Source organism: Synechococcus sp. MIT S1220, from assembly GCF_047303025.1.
Lineage (GTDB): Bacteria > Cyanobacteriota > Cyanobacteriia > PCC-6307 > Cyanobiaceae > Parasynechococcus.
On sequence record NZ_CP138939.1, the window covers coordinates 198,878 to 216,552 of the forward strand.

General features: G+C 55.8%; 15 protein-coding genes. 4 read left to right on the forward strand and 11 right to left on the reverse strand.

The genetic code is table 11. The annotated features are described in order from the left end of the window. Nucleotides 1-53: 53 nt before the first annotated feature. Genes SIB64_RS01060 through SIB64_RS01075 form a run of 4 tightly spaced genes read right to left on the reverse strand, consistent with a single transcriptional unit; the run spans nucleotide 54 to nucleotide 4,898 of the window. Nucleotides 54-1,367, reverse strand: a complete 1,314-nt coding sequence (locus SIB64_RS01060) for a serine hydrolase domain-containing protein (protein ID WP_413441498.1) — start codon at nucleotides 1,365-1,367, stop codon at nucleotides 54-56. Between the two features lie 33 nt (nucleotides 1,368-1,400). Continuing rightward, nucleotides 1,401-3,203, reverse strand: coding sequence for a transglutaminaseTgpA domain-containing protein (locus tag SIB64_RS01065; RefSeq protein ID WP_413441499.1), 1,803 nt, complete (start codon nucleotides 3,201-3,203; stop codon nucleotides 1,401-1,403). Beyond that, entirely contained in the window at nucleotides 3,200-4,096 is an 897-nt protein-coding gene (locus tag SIB64_RS01070) for a DUF58 domain-containing protein (protein ID WP_413441500.1), read from the reverse strand. Before SIB64_RS01070 ends, SIB64_RS01065 begins: the two co-directional genes overlap by 4 nt. Beyond that, entirely contained in the window at nucleotides 4,083-4,898 is an 816-nt protein-coding gene (locus SIB64_RS01075; protein WP_413441501.1) for an AAA family ATPase, read from the reverse strand. Before SIB64_RS01075 ends, SIB64_RS01070 begins: the two co-directional genes overlap by 14 nt. Here SIB64_RS01075 and SIB64_RS01080 point away from each other — a divergent pair. From SIB64_RS01080 to SIB64_RS01090, 3 genes are read left to right on the forward strand one after another with little or no spacing between them, the layout of a single operon-like run. Further along, on the forward strand, nucleotides 4,884-6,272 hold the full coding sequence (locus SIB64_RS01080; protein WP_413441502.1) for an efflux RND transporter periplasmic adaptor subunit: 1,389 nt from the start codon (nucleotides 4,884-4,886) through the stop codon (nucleotides 6,270-6,272). The two genes, SIB64_RS01075 and SIB64_RS01080, sit on opposite strands and share 15 nt — an antisense overlap. A gap of 9 nt (nucleotides 6,273-6,281) precedes the next feature. After that, nucleotides 6,282-9,560, forward strand: coding sequence for an efflux RND transporter permease subunit (locus tag SIB64_RS01085; protein WP_413441503.1), 3,279 nt, complete (start codon nucleotides 6,282-6,284; stop codon nucleotides 9,558-9,560). Next, the gene (locus SIB64_RS01090; RefSeq protein WP_413441504.1) at nucleotides 9,557-10,516 is read left to right on the forward strand and encodes an alpha/beta fold hydrolase; all 960 of its coding nucleotides are present in this window, start codon (nucleotides 9,557-9,559) and stop codon (nucleotides 10,514-10,516) included. Before SIB64_RS01085 ends, SIB64_RS01090 begins: the two co-directional genes overlap by 4 nt. Here SIB64_RS01090 and SIB64_RS01095 read toward each other — a convergent pair. Together SIB64_RS01095 and mgtE are read right to left on the reverse strand one after the other, a co-directional pair. Beyond that, the gene (locus tag SIB64_RS01095; RefSeq protein WP_413441505.1) at nucleotides 10,501-11,502 is read right to left on the reverse strand and encodes an RpoD/SigA family RNA polymerase sigma factor; all 1,002 of its coding nucleotides are present in this window, start codon (nucleotides 11,500-11,502) and stop codon (nucleotides 10,501-10,503) included. The two genes, SIB64_RS01090 and SIB64_RS01095, sit on opposite strands and share 16 nt — an antisense overlap. A 52-nt stretch (nucleotides 11,503-11,554) precedes the next feature. Further along, nucleotides 11,555-13,015 carry a magnesium transporter gene (mgtE, locus tag SIB64_RS01100; protein WP_413442814.1) on the reverse strand — a complete coding sequence of 487 codons (1,461 nt, stop codon included), beginning with the start codon at nucleotides 13,013-13,015 and terminating at the stop codon, nucleotides 11,555-11,557. Between the two features lie 72 nt (nucleotides 13,016-13,087). Between mgtE and SIB64_RS01105 the strand changes: the two genes are divergently transcribed. Then, a complete protein-coding gene (locus SIB64_RS01105; protein WP_413441506.1) occupies nucleotides 13,088-13,567 on the forward strand; it encodes a glutathione peroxidase in 480 nt (159 codons plus the stop codon). A gap of 198 nt (nucleotides 13,568-13,765) precedes the next feature. On the opposite strand, the gene SIB64_RS01110 is transcribed toward SIB64_RS01105, so the two are convergent. The 5 genes from SIB64_RS01110 to gyrB are packed head-to-tail and all read right to left on the reverse strand — an operon-like array spanning nucleotide 13,766 to nucleotide 17,590. Then, nucleotides 13,766-14,509, reverse strand: a complete 744-nt coding sequence (locus SIB64_RS01110) for a glycosyltransferase (RefSeq protein WP_413441507.1) — start codon at nucleotides 14,507-14,509, stop codon at nucleotides 13,766-13,768. A 5-nt stretch (nucleotides 14,510-14,514) separates the two neighbouring features. Further along, nucleotides 14,515-14,907, reverse strand: a complete 393-nt coding sequence (locus SIB64_RS01115; RefSeq protein ID WP_413441508.1) for a fluoride efflux transporter FluC — start codon at nucleotides 14,905-14,907, stop codon at nucleotides 14,515-14,517. Then, nucleotides 14,904-15,293, reverse strand: coding sequence for a FluC/FEX family fluoride channel (locus SIB64_RS01120; protein WP_413441509.1), 390 nt, complete (start codon nucleotides 15,291-15,293; stop codon nucleotides 14,904-14,906). The genes SIB64_RS01115 and SIB64_RS01120 overlap by 4 nt, the downstream gene beginning before the upstream one ends. Nucleotides 15,294-15,302: 9 nt before the next feature. Further along, the gene (locus SIB64_RS01125) at nucleotides 15,303-15,623 is read right to left on the reverse strand and encodes an SH3 domain-containing protein (RefSeq protein ID WP_413441510.1); all 321 of its coding nucleotides are present in this window, start codon (nucleotides 15,621-15,623) and stop codon (nucleotides 15,303-15,305) included. Next, the gene (gyrB, locus tag SIB64_RS01130; RefSeq protein WP_413441511.1) at nucleotides 15,623-17,590 is read right to left on the reverse strand and encodes a DNA topoisomerase (ATP-hydrolyzing) subunit B; all 1,968 of its coding nucleotides are present in this window, start codon (nucleotides 17,588-17,590) and stop codon (nucleotides 15,623-15,625) included. The genes SIB64_RS01125 and gyrB overlap by 1 nt, the downstream gene beginning before the upstream one ends. Between the last annotated feature and the right edge of the window lie 85 nt (nucleotides 17,591-17,675).

The window sequence follows — 17,675 nt, forward strand, 5'->3', positions numbered from 1 at the left end:
GACCTGGCTGTCACAGATCCACTTTTAAAGCCAAAAATATTCAAATCAGCAAATCAAGATCCAAAATCCGGTAAACAACCAACGCCCCTCGGCACCGCGAATCGAAATTCACCATTGATCTGTGCCACATCCCACCCATACACCTCCTGGACGCGGCGACAGATCGCTTCGATCAACGCATCACCGCCATCCCCGTTGGTCATCACCACCAATCCATATCCCTGGGTCTGGTGGGCCATCAAAAAACTGCGGTAGCCGGCATTGGCTCCTTGATGCGCGAAATACCACCCCTCTCCCTGCCTGAACACATTGAAGCCCGTGCCGAAGCTGCCCAAACCAACGGGGCGGAACAGGTCGCGAACCACAGCCTGAGACAACGGCCCACCCCGGCGCCCCCGGTTCGCGTTCTGCAGGGCAACGACCATCGTCGCTAAATCATGGCTGGTGGTCCACAGACCAGCCGCGGCCAGTTCGGGGTAAATCCGCCAAAAACCGGGAAGGCGTTGGCCTCTGGCGTCATGCCCCGACGCGGCGATTGACCACAGGCGTTGCGGCAAAGGCTGCTGATACAGGCTCTGCTGCATCTGCAACGGACCTAACACCTCCCTCTGCATCAGTTCCCCAAAGGGCTCTCCACTTCGATCCTCCAGCAAAACCTGCATGATCAAGCTGCCGCCACCGGAATATTGCGCACGCGTCATCGGCGGGTTCTCGAACGCGACCGCTGCGGTTTTGGACGGTGGCACTCCCTGGAGGATCTGCACCGCACTGGGCAACGGTTCCGTTGGCGCATAACCCGGGAACCCAAAGCCATCGGTCAAACCAGAGGTGTGGCTCAACAACATCCGGGGCGTAACAGATGCCTGGGAACCCAGATCGCTTGAGGGCACCAGCCACGACCGCAACGGCCAGCGGATCGCACCATCCAGATCCATCTGCCCCTGCTCAGCCAGCCGACCCACCGCGATGGCCATCACTGGTTTGCTGATCGACGCTGCCTGAAAAAGCGTTCGAGGGGTCACCGCTGTCTGGTTCACCACATCGGCCACCCCATAAGCACGGGTCCAGCGGATCTGAAACCCATGAATGACACTGATGCTCAGCCCTGGCACCCTGGCGTGCTGCATCAAGCCCGCCAGATCCCAGCCAGCCGGTTGCCCCCGCTCCTGGGAGGCATGCCCTCCAGGTGGAGGCAAACCGGCTGAAGGCAAACCGCTCAGAACGGCCTCAATCTCTTGTTCAACCCTGCTCGGCGCCGGTTGGGGATCAGCCCGGGTTGGCCAGGCCACCACAGCGACCCCGATCAACGCCGAACACAGCCAAAGCAGACGTTTCAACCGCACCTCCCCAGGGAAACCAAACTGCACTGCGCCCCTGCTGTAGCGCAGGATTCAAGGCATTCAGGCCTTCCGTGCCAGCTGACGCCGCAATCGCCTCCAGCTCAAACGCCTGGAGCGACGTTCCTGCCTCGACAGCGGCGCATGGGCGAGACGTTGTTGCTGTCGGGCCATCTGCAGCAGCAGATCAGCCGATGCTGGGTGCATCCGAGCGGCGCGCTGACACAACCGAGGAAAGGATTCCCCAGGCTCTGGATCGATGCCGAGGCGATGCAGCAACCGCAGACTCAGCTGCAGCGGATCCGAACTCCTTCCCCGTTGCAGCCAACGGAACACAACAACCCCAAGCGCCACTGATAGCCCGGAAGCGAATACAACCATCAGGCCGATCCAACGCTGCTGAGGCCCGAAAAGACGCTCCAGCAACGACCGTTGACTGGAATCATCAAATCCCAGCCAGAACTGGGTCCAGGCGAAATCCAGGCCCCACCACTGGCGCTGCAACCATCGCCAGCTGTTCAGTCCTGCCCCCCGTTCTGCTTCCACCAGCGTTCCCGCGGCGGTGGCATCGATCGTGCTGGCCCAGCTGGTGGGATCCACCTGCTGCCAGCCCCGTCCCTGCAGCCACACCTCCGTCCAGGCATGGGCATCGCTCTGCCGGATATCGAGGTAGGCCGGACCGCTGAGTGGTTGGACCCACTGACCACCCTGATAGCCGCTCACCACCCGGGCCGGGACACCTGCTGAACGCATCAAGGCAGCGAATGCACTGGCGTAATGCCCGCAAAACCCCACCTGCCGATCGAATAGAAAACCGTCCAGCCCAGCGGCGGGCAAAGCACCGGGTTGGAGGCTGTAACGGAAGGGTTGGCCGCGGAACCACGCTTCCGCCGCCGCCAATCGCTCACGGTCGGTCGGCAAGGCTCGCCAACGCTCCGCCAAGGCCTGGAGGCGTGGATCACGGCTCGGCGGCAACGCGAGATTTTCCCTGCCGGGAGCACGCTGCTGCCAGAGTTGGGCGCTCTGTCCTGCCCGGAGTCGATAGGAGCGCGGCTGCACCGGCGGCTGAAGCAGCAGCAGTTCTCCGAGGGGCAGGCTCTTCAGTTCAGCGCTGGCCGGCCGGGACTGACCATCCCAGGGCACGGCCTGGGTCCGTGACGGCTCAATCGTCCACCACTGAAGATTTGCGTCGGCCGACGCGGTCGGGACGTCGCGGTTCGATGGCTGCTGACGCTGGGGCGGAATCCGACGCCAGCGGCGTCCATCGAATTGTTCATGGACAAGCACCCTCCAATAGGGATTCAAGGGCGGTGCCTGGCCGGCTGCAAAGGACACCCGAGCAGCTGGCGCATCGCTGCGCACCAGCTCGGAGATGCCGAGCGGATCCAGATCCGGGGATAGCCCCGTACTGGCGCGTCCCCCTGCCCCCTGATCGATCAGCCACAACGGTCCAAGCCGCGGCAGGAACACAAACAGCACCAAGGCAAGCGGAAGCGCCGCCGCCGTGAGCTGCAAGCTGCGAAGCAAAACCTGTCGCAGTGAACCGGCAGCCGACCACTCCAAGGCAAGCAAGCCGGCCAGGGCCACCAGGGTGCTGATCAACTGGAGAAGGCTGGCCAGCAACCCCGGCATCTGGGCGGCCAATAAACCGACGCTCAGGAGCTCCAGTAACGCCACCAGGCGACGGTCGGCCGCTTTCCTGTCTTCGAACCACAGTTTGAGAGCGGCGAGCAACACCAGAGCAACGGTCGGCCAACTCAGCAACAGGGAACGATCAAGGCCGCTGCACTGGATCAGAAGCAGTGGAATCGCTGCCCAGAGCCAGGCCCGCGACGCGTCGATTCCTGCCCGATCTGATGTGCTCATCGCTTGGCAGTGGCCAGCAATTCAAGGCAGGCATCGCGATGCGACGCCCCATCGAGAGGATGAAGGGTCTGCCCCGCCAACCGCAGGCCATAGATCGCACCCCGTTGGTGCATTTGCCAGATGCAGTGGGCGAGATGCTCCAAGGCGTGTTCGCGGTTCAGGCCAGGTGCGGGCGCCAGCATCAGGGATTGTTCGCTGGGATCGACGAATTGCTTGGACTGCAGACGCCGGCCCTTCGCCAGGCTGGTCCAATCCACCAGTGCCAGGCGTTCACCAGGGCGATGGGGTTTGACGTCCTGCCATTCCTCCAGGCCATCGGATTGCAGATTTTGGTGCTCGATGGCCACAGGCCCGGCCCGACGGGCGGGGTAGATCAACTGCTGCCGGCTGGGTTCCCACGCACTCCAGCAGACGAACAAACCCAAAGGCGCGGTCGTTTCGATGTGGAGTCGACCGGGGGTCTGCCAGCCCCGCTCCATCGCCTGCCACGGCAGATCCACAGCCGTCTCTCCAGCGGACACGCGAAGCAACACGAGGGGGTCGGCCCCCCGAAATTGAAGTTCCAACCGTTGTTTGGGATCGCGGCTCTGAATCAGCAAGGGGTACGGCACCGTCTGACCGGCGAATGACGGCTCTGGATCGCCACACTTGATGCTCAGCCCCTGGAGGTTGTCGTGGGTCAGATGCATCGACAGCAGCATCAGACCCAACAGCAGAAAGCTGAGCAACAAACTGCCGTTGCTGCGCATCTGAAGACCCACCAGATACAGCAGGCCCGCTGTCGCCAGCCAAAGCAACCCAAAACGGGTTGGAAGGATATAAAGCGTGCGCAGGCCGAGGCGAAGTTCGCTGCCTTCGCGGCGGCGGATCAGCGGAGGCTTAACGAAGCGCATTGACCTGCTGCAGCAAAGCCATGCTCAACGGAGTCGCCCCGTCTGATCCCGACGGGGACCCTCCGTCCAGACGATGTTCCACCACCGCCGGCAACACGGCCTGGACGTCATCAACCGTGACGTGGGGTCGCTGCTCGAACAACGACCAGGCCTTGGCTGCCAACAGCAGCCCCTGACTGGCCCGAGGGGACAACCCAACGCCGCCTCGCCGCGTGGTCTGCACCAAATCCAACAGGTACTCGATCAGGGTGTCTGCGCAGTGCTGCAGTTCACAGCGTTGCTGAAGCTCCTGCAGATCGGCCGACTGAATCGCTGGTTCGAGCCCATCAAGCCCCTGAGCTCTCCCCAGCAGCAGATCCCGTTCTGCAGATCGGCTGGGGTATCCCAGGCTGAGGCGCATCAGAAAGCGATCCAGCTGCGCCTCCGGCAAGGGGCTGGTGCCCACCTGATCCAGACTGTTCTGAGTGGCAATCACAAAAAAGGGCTGAGGCAGGGGATGACTCGACCCATCAACGCTCACCCGTCCCGCTGCCATTGCCTCGAGCAGAGCGCTCTGGGTGCGGGGGCTGGCCCGGTTGATCTCATCGGCCAGCAGCACCTGGGTGAAGATCGGTCCTGGCTGGAAACGGAATGACCCACTGCTCTGCTCAAACACATTCACGCCGGTGAGATCAGCGGGCAGTAAATCGCTAGTGAAACTGACGCGCTTGAACGCCAGACAGCTGGAACGGGCCAACGCCTCAGCCAGGGTGGATTTTCCTGTGCCGGGCCGGTCTTCCAGCAACAGATGTCCGCCCGCCACCAGGCAGCTGAACGCCAGTTTCAGCTGGTGGCTCTTCCCCAGGAGAACCCCGCTGAGGGTCTGGTGGAGTTCAGACAACATCGCCTTCACGTCGCAGACAATCCGTCTGTTTTTCCCTATGTTCGCCAGAAAATTGCCTGCTCAACTCCTTTGGCCAGGTTTTCCCGACGCCTCGCGTTCCTGACCACTGCTGCGGCCTGGTTGATCCTGAGCAGCTGCGGCAGCTCAGACAGGAAAAAGCAGACCCCACTGACGATTCAGACCACAACCGTTGCGAACGCGAACTTCGCTCCTGTGCTGGAAACGATCAGTGAACTGGAGTCGGTAGCGAATGTGGACCTCAAGCCGTCCATTGATGGTCGGGTGATGAAAATTCTCGTCAGAGATGGAGAATCGGTGAAAGCGGGCCAGGTGATTCTGGTGCTGGACAACATCCAGGAACGGGCGACCCTGCAAGCGGCACAGTCCGAGGCGCTCAAAGACAAGGTCAACGCTGATCGCTATTCCTTCCTGTATTCCCAGGGCGCTGTATCCGCCAAGGAACGGGATCGCTACATCACAGAAGCGATCCAATCGCGGGATGAAGCGCAGGCTGATGCTGCAACCCTGAACTACAAAGTGGTGCGCTCGCCGATCAACGGTGTGATCGGCAACCTCGACAGCGTCAAGGTTGGCGACTATCTCAAAACCGGCGAAACGATCACGGGGATCGTCGACAACTCGACGCTGTGGACCCTGATGCAGATCCCCGGATCCCAGATCTCGAAGGTGAAAAAGGGCCAACCGGTGCGGATCACGGCACCGGGCAACCCGCCCATCACCGCCCAGGGCTCGGTGGTGTTCATTTCGCCCTATTTCGACACCAACAACAATCCGAGCAGTCCGAACACCGTGACGGTGAAGGCGGCCTTCCCCAATCCCAACGGACAACTCCGTAGTGGACAGGTGGTGGAAACAGAGATCATCACCAGCATGAAACAGAACCTGGCGGTACCGGTTCAGGCCGTGATGATGCAGGCCGAACAACCTTTCGTGTACCGGGTGGTTCCGCTGCGCCGTGCGCTGCCCAAGATCAAAGCCTCGGCCAGTACCCCGGAAAGCACCAAGAAAGCGCTCGAAAAACTTCCGAGCAACACTCCAATTGTGGTGGAAACAAAAGTTGAATTAGGCAAATTAGAGCGCAATCTCTATCCCGTGATCTCTGGACTGAAAGCCGGTGATGTGGTGGCGGTCAGCAACACAGTGATGCTGCGCAGCGGCATGCCCGTAAAAGTTTCAAACACCAAGACCGCAGCGATCACAACACCCAACACTGCATCACCGACTACCTCAAAGCCCAACAACGCAACGCCTGGCGCGGCGACAACGAACTGATCGCGAGCGATGTCTTTTTCCGACAACTTCATCAAGCGCCCGGTGCTGACCACGGTCTGCAGCATCCTGATCGTGCTGATCGGGCTGATTGCGATTCCAAGCCTGCCGATTGCCAGCCTGCCGAACATCGCTGATCCGCTGATTCAGGTCACCGCCGTCTACGGCGGTGCCAATGCCGAGGTGACGGAACAAGCGGTGACCAATCCTTTGGAACAGCAGATCAATGGTGTTCCAGGGATCAGTTACATCACCTCCAACAGCGATATGGAGGGGAACAGCACAATCAATGTCTATTTCGACCAAACCACCGACATCGATATCGACCAGGTCAATGTGCAGAACCGGGTGTCTCTGGCGATGCCCCAGCTACCGGAACAGGTGGCAGCCACTGGAGTCTCCGTCAAGCAAAGCACCCCCTCAATTCTGCTGGCCTACGACATCGGTTCCACAGACGGCCAGTTCGATGCGGGCTACCTCAATGGTCTGATCTACGACCAGCTTTATTACCCGCTCTCCCGTATCGACGGTGTCGCGAATGTGAGTGTGTATGGCGGCGCCAATCCTGCTTACTGGTTGTTCGTCGATCCCGACAAATTGGCAGCCAATGGTCTTACCTCAGAGGACGTGATCAATGCTGTGCAATCGCAGAACAGTGTTGCGGTCGGCGGCTTGGTTGGTGGTCCGCCAGCCGCAAGTGATCAGGCCTACACCTATCCGATTCTGGTTGAGAACAACGGCAACCTGATTTCAATCGACGATTTCAATAACGTCATCCTCAATCGATCAGCCACCGGCAACCTGCTGAAACTCGAAGACGTCGGGGAAGTTCGCTATGGGACCAATACATATTTCATGCAAGCGATCGACAAACAGAGCCGTCCATCTCTCACGATCGGTGTGTACCAGACGCCAACAAGTAATGCTTTAAATGTGTCGGAGGCCGTGGCGAAGCAGATGAATGCCTTCGCAGAAACTGTTCCACCTGGGGTGACTGTGAATCAGATCTACGACATCGGCGAGTTCATCGAAGCCTCTGTGGATGGTGTGATCGATGCCCTCGGGTTAGCAATTGTTCTGGTGCTGGTCATTCTGTTTCTCTTCCTCCAGAACTGGCGGGCCACGGTGGTACCCAGCCTGGCGATCCCGATCTCTCTGGTGGGCACCTTTGCCTTTTTAAAGGTCTTCGGCTTTTCGATCAATCAACTCACCCTGCTGGGCCTGGTGCTGGCCACAGGGCTGGTGGTGGACGACGCGATTGTTGTGATCGAGGCCGTCTCCAGCAACATCGACAAGGGGATGAAGCCCCGCGAAGCAGCGCTCGAGTGCATGGGCGAGCTGTTTGGTGCCTTGATCGCCACCGCCCTTGTGCTGATGGCGGTGTTCGTCCCCGTGGCCTTCTACCCCGGAGGCATTGGAATCATCTACCAGCAGTTCGCGTTGACGATCGCCTTCTCCATTGCGATCTCCGCTTTCAACGCACTGACCTTTTCCCCGATGCTCTCGGGGCTGATTCTTCCGAAACAGAAACCCAAAGATCCGCGCGGCTTCTCATGGATCGTGATCGGCGTCATCGTCGGCCTGGCGTTCGGTCGCTTCAGCGCCACGTCGTTTGGCAGCTGGACTTACATCGCCGGAGCCTTGGTGGGCGGCCTGGCAGGGGGCAACCTGCCCAGGATTTTCAAGGCCTTTAATGCCGGATTTGAACGGCTGCAGAAGCTCTACGCCAGTGTGCTCAGCACCCTGATCCGGATTCGCCTGATCGTGCTGGCCGCTCTGGCTGCAGGCATCGCGCTGACGGTGTTTGCCTTCAGCGCCATTCCCACGGCCTTCATTCCTGATGAAGACCAGGGCTATGGACTTGGCATTTACCAACTCCAAAACGGCGCCTCCTTGAACGCAACCAAGACCTTCGCGAGTGCTATCGGTAAAGCCCTCAGTGAAGAAGAGGACGTTGAAAATGCCTCGATCATCAGCGGGTCCGGCTTCAACGGCTCCAGTCCCGACCAGGGCATCTTTTTCTTCGGCCTCAAACCCCTCTCTGAACGCCGCGGGGCTGATCAAAGCGCTGATGCCATCATCAAACGCCTCAACGCAAGGCTGATTCAACTCAGCGATGGGACGGCGGTCGCGATTGGCCCACCCGCCGTTCCGGGCTTTTCACCGCAAGGTGGCTTCTACTTCCAGTTCAACGACGAAAGCAACGGCGCATACAGCTTCAACCAGCTGGCTGACATGGCCAAGGCACTGATCAACGAGGCCAACGCCAGCGGCGAATTCAGCAACGTTTACACCCAGTTCAACCCCAGTTCTCCCGCCATGGGGCTGTCGGTGAACCGCGATGTGATGGGAGCGCTCAACATCGATTACCAGGAGGCCATGGATTCGATCGCCATACTCGCCGGCAGCAACTACTCAGGCATCACCTACCAAAGCGGAGAAGTGCGCAATATCTACGTGCAAGGCACAGCGGAGCAACGCCAGAACATCGATGAAATCCTGGCTTATTACGTGCGCTCCCGCGACGGTGAGCTGGTGCAGGTGTCGCAATTTGCGAGTGCCGAGCTCAGCAGTGCACCTCCAACAATCAACCACTACAACCTCTCCCGAACAGTGCTGCTGCAGGGGGGACCCGCACCAGGACGCAGCAGTGGTCAAGCCCTGGCAACAATCCAGGAGCTGTTCAAGGCACAGAATCTGAACAACATCGATTACGCCTTCACCGGCCTGGCAGCCCTGCAGCTCTCCGCTGGCAACGCCAGCATTCTGGTTTTCGGGCTGGGAATTGTGATCGTGTATCTCGTGCTTTCAGCCCAATACGAGAGTTACATCACGCCCGTGATCATCCTGGCCACAGTTCCTTTGGCCATGCTTGGCGCCTTGGCGTTCCTGGCGATCCGCTCGATCGATCTGAACATCTACGCCCAGGTGGGATTGGTGACGCTGATCGGACTAGCAGCCAAAAACGGCATCTTGATCGTGGAGGTGGCCGAGCAGAAACTGACGCAGGGGCTGAAGTTCAGTGAGGCGGTTGTGCAATCCGCCGAATCCCGGCTGCGGCCAATTCTGATGACGGCCATTGCCGCACTGGCAGGCTTCCTACCCCTGGTGGTGGCCAATGGAGCAGGCGCGCACAGCCAGCAATCCCTGGGCACCGTGATCTTCGGGGGGCTAGTCGTTGCCACCGTTCTATCTCTTGGCGTGGTGCCGCCGATTTACGTGGTTGTGAAAGATCTGGAAACGAAGTTGTTTGGTTCAACCAAACCAGATAACAGCACTGCTCAGGCATGACATCACAACAATCCGAGTGGATCTGGCAAGGGAGATCAATCGGCTGGTCGTTGGCTGACGCAACCTCTCATTCAACCAACGCCAACATTGCCGTTGTCTTGATCCACGGCTTCGGGGCCAACACCAATCATTGGCGCTTCAACCAACCCGTCTTGGCTCGACATGCTCCGACCTATGCGATTGACCTCCTCGGTTTTGGTCGCTCAGAGCAACCCAAAGCAAGACTGAAGGATGAGCCGGATCTATCAGACTCTGTTATCTATGGCTTTGATCTCTGGGGTCAGCAAGTCGCTGAGTTCTGCCGTGATGTCATCAAACGTCCGGTCCTTTTGGTGGGGAATTCGATCGGTGGCGTCGTCGCTCTAAAAGCTTCTGATGCACTGAACCGAACAAAATCCACAGGGGCACATCCTCCATGCAGCGGCGTCGTCCTGATCGATTGCGCTCAGCGGCTGATGGATGACAAACAACTGGCAACGCAACCGATCTGGATGCGCTGGGTTCGACCACTCTTAAAAGGATTGGTTCGTCAACGCTGGTTAAGCACTGGTCTGTTCCGAAACGCTGCTCGCCCAGGGGTCATTCGCAGTGTTCTGCAACAGGCCTATCCAAGCGGAAACAACGTTGACAATCAGTTGGTGGAATTCCTTCACGAACCCACTCAAAGACCTGGAGCTGCAGAAGCATTCCGAGGCTTCATCAACCTGTTCGACGATGTGCTTGCCCCCGAGCTCATGTCCACCATGTCAACTCCCGTTGACATGATCTGGGGTGAACAAGATCCCTGGGAGCCGATCAAAGAAGCCAAAAGATGGAAAACAAACATACGCTGCATTCGCAGCCTAAACATCATTAAAAATGCTGGTCATTGCCCTCATGACGAACGACCAGCAGAAGTGAATAAAATTCTTAGTGATGTAACAACTTTATTGATAAGGGATCAGCAGGCTACGTAAGCTTCAACCTGATCACTCACCCGACGCAACCCCGCCAGACCATCTCGTTCAAGGTTTCGAACACGATCTCGACTCATACCAAGAATCCGGCCGATCCCAGTGAGGCTCATAGGATCTTCGCCATCCATTCCATAGCGCATTCGTAGAACTTGCTCCTGAAGATGGGGCAGTTGACCGAGGAGACTGCGAAGATCGCCTTTCAAGCAATCTTCTTCAACTTGCTCACTTGGCAATTCACAATCACCAGACAACAACTCGAGCAACTCTGTGTCATCACCGTCACCAACCTTCATTTCGAGACTGACCGGTTGACGGGCACGACACATTAAATCTTTGACATCATCCTCTGGCAATTCAACAAATTCAGCAAGCTCACCAACAGTTGGAGTGCGGCCAAGTTCCTGGCTTAACTCACGCTGGCCTTTTTTAAGCTTGTTCAACATTTCAGTGATGTGAATTGGCAAGCGGATCGTGCGGCTTTTCTCTGCGATTGCTCGGGTGATGCCCTGACGAATCCACCAGTATGCGTACGTACTGAACTTATAACCTCGGGTTGGATCAAACTTTTCAACACCACGAACCAAACCGATCGTTCCCTCCTGGATGAGATCGAGTAATTCCATATTCCGCTTGGTGTACTTCTTGGCGACACTCACAACCAGACGAAGATTGGCTGCCACCATGCGCTCCTTGGCGCGACGACCGTTCTGGAATTTGCGCTTGAGCTGGAGCACATTCAATCCGGAAGCCTTCGCCAACTGCTCTCGGGTTGGCTTGCCTCCATCACGAGACTCCAGCTCAGCCTCAGTGGCTTCAAGATCCATCAACTCCTGGACTTGACGGCCGAGAGTGATCTCTTGTTCGTGAGTCAGAAGAGGAACGCGACCGATGTCCCGCAGATAGGAACGTACAAGATCAACATCAACGCTGACCGTGCGTGTGGGGGTGGCTGCAGGCTTGGAAGCAACAGCGGCTACAGGTGCCATGACGCTTCATTGAGTTATGTAAACAATACTCCTAAGAAACGTAAACAAGCTCTCAGGAAACCAAGGAAGGCAGGAAATGGGTAGAAATACTCCCTGCTTGCAGCAGCTGTGGAAGGTTTTTCAGCAGCCATCCAGCTGTCTTGAGATAGATGAGTGTGCCAGCTACGTCTGTACAGGTGGTGATGAATGGCGTGGACATCAGTGCCGGATCCAACCCCATGCGGTCAAACACCAAGGGGAAGGCGGCTCCAGCAGTGGCGGCAAGGGTCGTAATGGCCAGAAGACTGATTCCTACCGAAATCCCCACCAGAGCACTCTCACCCCGCAACCAGGCGAAAGGGACGACAAGAACCATCATCAACAACCCAAGTAGCGCTCCAGCCATCGCCTCCCGGGCAACCACCCGCAAACGGCCAAGCGCCGAAATGCTCTGCGTGCTCAGACCACGGATCACAACCGTGGAACTCTGGGCACCCACATTCCCTCCGGTTCCACCCAATAAAGGGATGAAGGCCGCCAACAACACCACCCGCTGCAAAACAGCCTCATTGGCAGCGATCACTTCCGAGGTGAAGAAACTTGCGACCACAAGCACGGCAAGCCACACCACCCGCCGGCGAGCAACGGTAAACAGATCACTGGTGAAGTAATCGTCATCATCGCCAGCCTGCACAGCACCTGCGGCGTAGAGATCACGGGTGGCTTCCTGCTCAATGACATCAATCACGTCATCAACGGTGACGATCCCCACAAGACGCTGCTCGAGATCCACCACCGGCACAGCCAGGAAGTCGTAACGCTGGATTGTTCGGGCAACCTTCTCTTGATCCGTGTTGGTGCGCACGCTGAGCACATCCGATGTCATCACATCACCAATGCGGGCCTGGGGATCGGCTGTGACCAGATCGCGTAAGGACAAGATCCCCGTGAGATGCCTCTCTGCGTCGGTGACATAGAGGCTGTAAACCGTTTCTGTTTCTCTAGCCCGTCGCCTCACAACGGCAAGAGCCTGCTGTGCGGTGTGACCTTCCTTGAGATCAATGAATTCAGTCGTCATCAGACGACCGGCGGTTTCAGCTCGATACCCAAGCAGCTCGGATGTGACTTTGCGTTCATCCGGACTGAGCTCCGTGAGCAGCTGTCGGACAACCTTCGCGGGCAGCTCATCGAAGAGACGCACCCGATCATCGGGTGACATCTCTTCCACAACCTCGAGCACTTCACTGGAACGCAACTTGCTCAGCAGGCGTTGCTGCGTGGGAGTACTCAGGTACTCATAGACACTGATCGCTTCATTCTTGCTAAGCAGGCGAAACGCAATCGCTTGCAGCGTTGTTGGCAAATTGCTGATCGCCTCAGCGATGTCCACCGGTTGAACCGGTTGAAGCAACAGCTTGACCGCGTCGTAGTTACCAACAGCGAGCATTGCCTCGAGCTGTCTGGACACCACATCGGCCAGAAGCTCGTGCTCGACGGTGATTCCGCTGGTGGAGACGCCCGTTGCCTCACCCATGAGCCCTCGGCCGACGACCAAGTGTATGGGGAGATCTGAGCGTTATGGTCTCGGTAACGCCGAAAGATGTCCATGACGATCAACGTGAGCGACGTGCAGGTGCGGACTCCCGACGGCAGCCAGAAATGCCTAGGGGATTACGCGGGGAACGTCGTCTTGATCGTGAACGTGGCCAGTCGCTGCGGCTTCACCAAGCAATATGCAGGTCTTCAGGCTTTGCAGGACAGCTACGGCAGCAAAGGGCTCAGCGTCCTTGGCTTTCCCTGCAATGACTTCGGCGGACAGGAGCCTGGAACGCTGGATGAAATCAAGAGCTTTTGCTCCACCACCTACGGCGCCAGCTTCGAACTGTTTGACAAGGTTCACGCCATGGGAAGCACGACAGAGCCTTACACCACCTTGAATCAGATGGAACCGGCAGGAGATGTGGCCTGGAATTTCGAAAAATTCCTTGTCGGGAAAAATGGCGACGTCATTGGACGCTTCAAGAGTGGCGTTGACCCTGACGATGCAGATTTGAAAGAAGCGATCGAAGGCGCATTGGCAGGGTGAGCACACTTTTTGTTTCATAAGAAGCCCTATCCCCCAATCCAAACCAAAGAAAACTTTCAACTATCAAATTAGCAAAGAGGCCATCAATCTATAATACTGTTATTTAGAGCGTATAAATGAGTAATAACAAATTAAATATTTCAAGTTAAGCTAATCGAAATCAATCTCTTGAAGAGATTTTCAATGCAATCTCATTTTTTAAAGGTACACTTCCTTATCGAACCACATTTTCGCGTAATCATTAACTCCCTTAGCCCCCATCTCCTCAAGCGTCAAATAAGCCGAGGCTTGATGCATCCAAGCAGTTTTATGAAATGCGAAAACATCTCCTTCAGGCCCTACATAAGCCAGATTTTTTTTAGGATGAGAAGGAGTTAATTGCATAAAATGCCCATAATGACAATATGGATCAGGCACATATTTTGCCATTATCTCGCCAAACAACGTTGGGCCAGTCGGCGATAGTGGATTTACCCCATAATATTTCTTCCTACAGTTATCAATAATTCTTTCGATTAAATCTTTCATTAACACATGGCCCTTCTTGGCATAGATAAAGCCATTTTGACAGGCATGTAGTGCCATAAAGGGACCCTGACCATGATCGTAAAAATAAACCAACTGGGTTTTAGTTGTCACCTTACACCCCATTGCAGGCTTCAAGGTGATATCAGCATACCAACCGCCAAACTTATAAAGTAAGCAATAACGAGCCAAATCAGCTTTATAAGCGTAAGGCCGCAATTGATCATAGGCCCACACCACATCCTCAGAAAAATTCCGAATCAAGCATGACCTCAAACTATCGCGATGAAAATACTGATACCTATAATCGGGAAACAAAGCTTGAAATCCTTTTGCCAAAGGCTCGAGCAAAGATGGTGGATTCAAATCATCATCAGACAGATAAATCTGAAAAAAGTTCAAGTTATCAACAGTCACACCTCTCAAATCCTCCTGTTGGAGACACTTTGTCCAAAACAAAAACCCAATGCCGCAGCACCCAAACCGATGCCTAATGTCAGTCCTAATAAACCAACAGCAGAGCCCCATTCCCCGCTGGAAATCATATTCAACGTTGACAACATCCAGCTACTGAAAGTGGTGACAGAACCACAAAAACCCACCCCTAGCAACAATTGACGTTTTGGAGCCTTTGGGGACCCTGCCAAAAATCCCAACAAGAGCGCTCCCCCCACATTCACCAACAGATTTTGATCGGCAAGGTACGCGCTCGCCAACCAACGCAACAGGGCGCCCGGTACTGCACCCAAACCAACCAGCAGCATCTCCTCGAGCTGCAGCTTCAGAGTCAGGTTCGTCGAAGGTTGTGTGATCATGCCAACTGCCCCAACCAAGAACCGAAAGCCACCGCCAGTAGACCGACAACGACAGACACAACCGACAAAAGGCAAGCGTTCAGAGGCCGGCCGGCACGAAGCTCTTGCAACACTTCAACGATGAACGTTGAGAAAGTACTGAGACTTCCAAAAAAGCCAGTCCCGAAAAGCAGGATCAATCCCGTTGTTGCGGAGTTAGGGGTACATGCTTGATGCAAGCTATGAACCAACCCAAGTGCAAAACAGGCATTGATGTTGACAGCGAATGTGCCCCAATGCTTTTTAGGTACAGCTGGTTCCCAACGGTTGACGAGCTGCAAACGAAGCCAAGCCCCAGGTATCGCACCTAGACCAACCAACAATGCATGAGATATGGAGACCGCCATGAATCAATGCTAAGCCCGCATCCAGCCACGACAGTTCTCACCAGTCAACTCTTGAACATGGAACCAATGCTGCCCATCGTCGCCTCTCCAGCGTCGAAGAACACGCAACTGTGTCCCCTCTGCCAAATTGCGCAGTACCGGAGCCATGGTGACTGGGCTTAAACGTAAATCTGTACTTGAGACAGTGAAAAGGCGCTGATCACGATCAGATCGTCTCCTCAACTGAGGCTGATGGCGCTCAGCTCCGCCAGCAGGCAATGCTGCTGGGGCTAGCAATGCAACGGATAGGAGCCAGCTCCATCGGATCAGGAACGTCGACGACAACTTCATCAGATATCAAGGGCTGCCATATCCAACTCAGCACTATGAGTTTCAATGAATTCACGCCGAGGGGCAACCTTGTCACCCATGAGAATGGTGAAAATTCGATCAGCCTCCAGCGCATCTTCAATCTCTACGCGTTTCATCATCCGAGTTGTGGGGTCCATTGTTGTTTCCCACAACTGTTTTGGCATCATTTCACCCAAACCCTTGAAGCGCTGGATCGTGTAATTCGCCTTCTCACCAAATCCCTCCAGAGTTTTCTGCAAGTCAGATTCGTTGTAACAATAAGTGTGGTTTTTACCGCGCTCAACTTTGTAAAGAGGAGGACATGCAATGTAAATATACCCGCCATCAACGAGCTCTTTCTGATAACGATAAAAGAACGTAAGGAGCAGGGTACGAATATGGGCGCCGTCAACATCCGCATCGGTCATGATCACAACACGATGATAACGAAGATTTTTTTCATCAAATTCTTCACCCTTAATACCTAGTCCAAGCGCTGTAATTAATGCTTGTATTTCAGTATTTTTGTAGATTTTTGCGTCATCAGTCTTTTCAATATTCAGGATTTTTCCCCGCAAGGGGAGAATTGCCTGGAAGCGTCGGTCGCGGCCTTGCTTGGCTGAACCGCCTGCGGAATCACCCTCAACGATGTAGATCTCCGATTCCGACGGATCTCTTGTACTGCAATCTGCCAATTTACCGGGGAGTGTCGAACTCTCCAGCACACTTTTACGGCGGACCAGTTCACGCGCTCGGCGCGCAGCCTCTGCAGCATTGAAGGCCTGAATAGCCTTCTCCAGGATCAGACCAATAACAGAAGGATTAAACTCTAAGAATTGGCTTAAAGATTCACCAACCAAATTATCGACAATTCCCCGAACTTCCGTATTACCTAGTTTGGTTTTTGTCTGGCCCTCAAACTCTGGCTCCGGGACTTTCACAGACAGAACTGCGGTAAGGCCCTCGCGAATATTTTCACCAGCAAGATTGGAGTCTGATTCTTTTCTTTTACCGAGTTTCTTGGCAAACGCATTGAGCGTCCGGGTCAGAACGGTCTTCAGACCTTCAATATGAGTACCACCATCAACTGTACGAATATTGTTAGCAAAGCCCAAAATACTGTCGGAATAGGCATCAGAGCACCATTGCAAAGCGGCCTCAACCTGCACTCCATCTTTCTCTGAATTCACATAGATAATGTCAGGATGGATTGGATCTTTTTCCTTATTCATATAAGCGACATATTCCTTGATGCCACCTTCGTAGAAATACGTCTCTTCATGCGGATCACCATTCTCTGAACGAGCCGCTTCGCGCTCATCCAGGAAAACAATGCGGACCCCCCCGTTCAGATAAGCCAGTTCGCGCAAACGTGCAGAAAGCGTTGCGTAATCAAAAACAATCCCATTTGTGAAGATCTCAAGATCGGGTCTGAATGACACACGCGTGCCGGTCCGGTCCTCTTGACCGGGGGGTAGCGGCTCGGACTCAAGACTGCCGATTGCTGCACCCCGCTCAAACCTCTGCCGATGTTCCTTGCCCTGACGGCAAACAGTGACCTGAACCCACTCACTGAGAGCGTTAACGACGGACACCCCCACGCCGTGGAGCCCACCAGACACCTTGTAACCGCCAGCACCGAACTTACCGCCGGCATGAAGCACGGTCAGAACTGTTTCAAGGGCGCTTTTTCCCGTCCGGGGATGGACGTCCGTGGGGATTCCACGTCCGTTATCACTAACGCTGGCTGATCCGTCTTCTCCCAGGACCACCTGAATCTCGTCACAGTGACCCGCAAGGGCTTCGTCGACAGCATTGTCAACCACCTCGTAAACGAGGTGGTGCAAACCTCGGGGCCCTGTCGAGCCGATGTACATGCCAGGACGCTTTCGAACAGGCTCAAGTCCTTCCAGGACTTGAATCTGCTCAGCGCCATAGGCGTTCTGGACCTTGGAAGCGTCGCTCATGCAGAAGCTCTAGACCCAGGAAACAAGGTTGAGACAAGCTTTAAAAGCCACTGACCTCGACCTGGCAGGTTCAGGCTAACACCGG

Coding starts and splice junctions, on each gene's coding strand:
- SIB64_RS01065 (WP_413441499.1), bottom strand. CDS start 3,203: ATGAGCACATCAGATCGGGCAGGAATCGACGCGTCGCGGGCCTGGCTC.
- SIB64_RS01070 (WP_413441500.1), bottom strand. CDS start 4,096: ATGCGCTTCGTTAAGCCTCCGCTGATCCGCCGCCGCGAAGGCAGCGAA.
- SIB64_RS01080 (WP_413441502.1), top strand. CDS start 4,884: ATGTCCGCCCGCCACCAGGCAGCTGAACGCCAGTTTCAGCTGGTGGCT.
- SIB64_RS01085 (WP_413441503.1), top strand. CDS start 6,282: ATGTCTTTTTCCGACAACTTCATCAAGCGCCCGGTGCTGACCACGGTC.
- SIB64_RS01090 (WP_413441504.1), top strand. CDS start 9,557: ATGACATCACAACAATCCGAGTGGATCTGGCAAGGGAGATCAATCGGC.
- SIB64_RS01095 (WP_413441505.1), bottom strand. CDS start 11,502: ATGGCACCTGTAGCCGCTGTTGCTTCCAAGCCTGCAGCCACCCCCACA.
- mgtE (WP_413442814.1), bottom strand. CDS start 13,015: ATGGGTGAGGCAACGGGCGTCTCCACCAGCGGAATCACCGTCGAGCAC.
- SIB64_RS01105 (WP_413441506.1), top strand. CDS start 13,088: ATGACGATCAACGTGAGCGACGTGCAGGTGCGGACTCCCGACGGCAGC.
- SIB64_RS01115 (WP_413441508.1), bottom strand. CDS start 14,907: ATGATCACACAACCTTCGACGAACCTGACTCTGAAGCTGCAGCTCGAG.
- SIB64_RS01120 (WP_413441509.1), bottom strand. CDS start 15,293: ATGGCGGTCTCCATATCTCATGCATTGTTGGTTGGTCTAGGTGCGATA.
- SIB64_RS01125 (WP_413441510.1), bottom strand. CDS start 15,623: ATGAAGTTGTCGTCGACGTTCCTGATCCGATGGAGCTGGCTCCTATCC.
- gyrB (WP_413441511.1), bottom strand. CDS start 17,590: ATGAGCGACGCTTCCAAGGTCCAGAACGCCTATGGCGCTGAGCAGATT.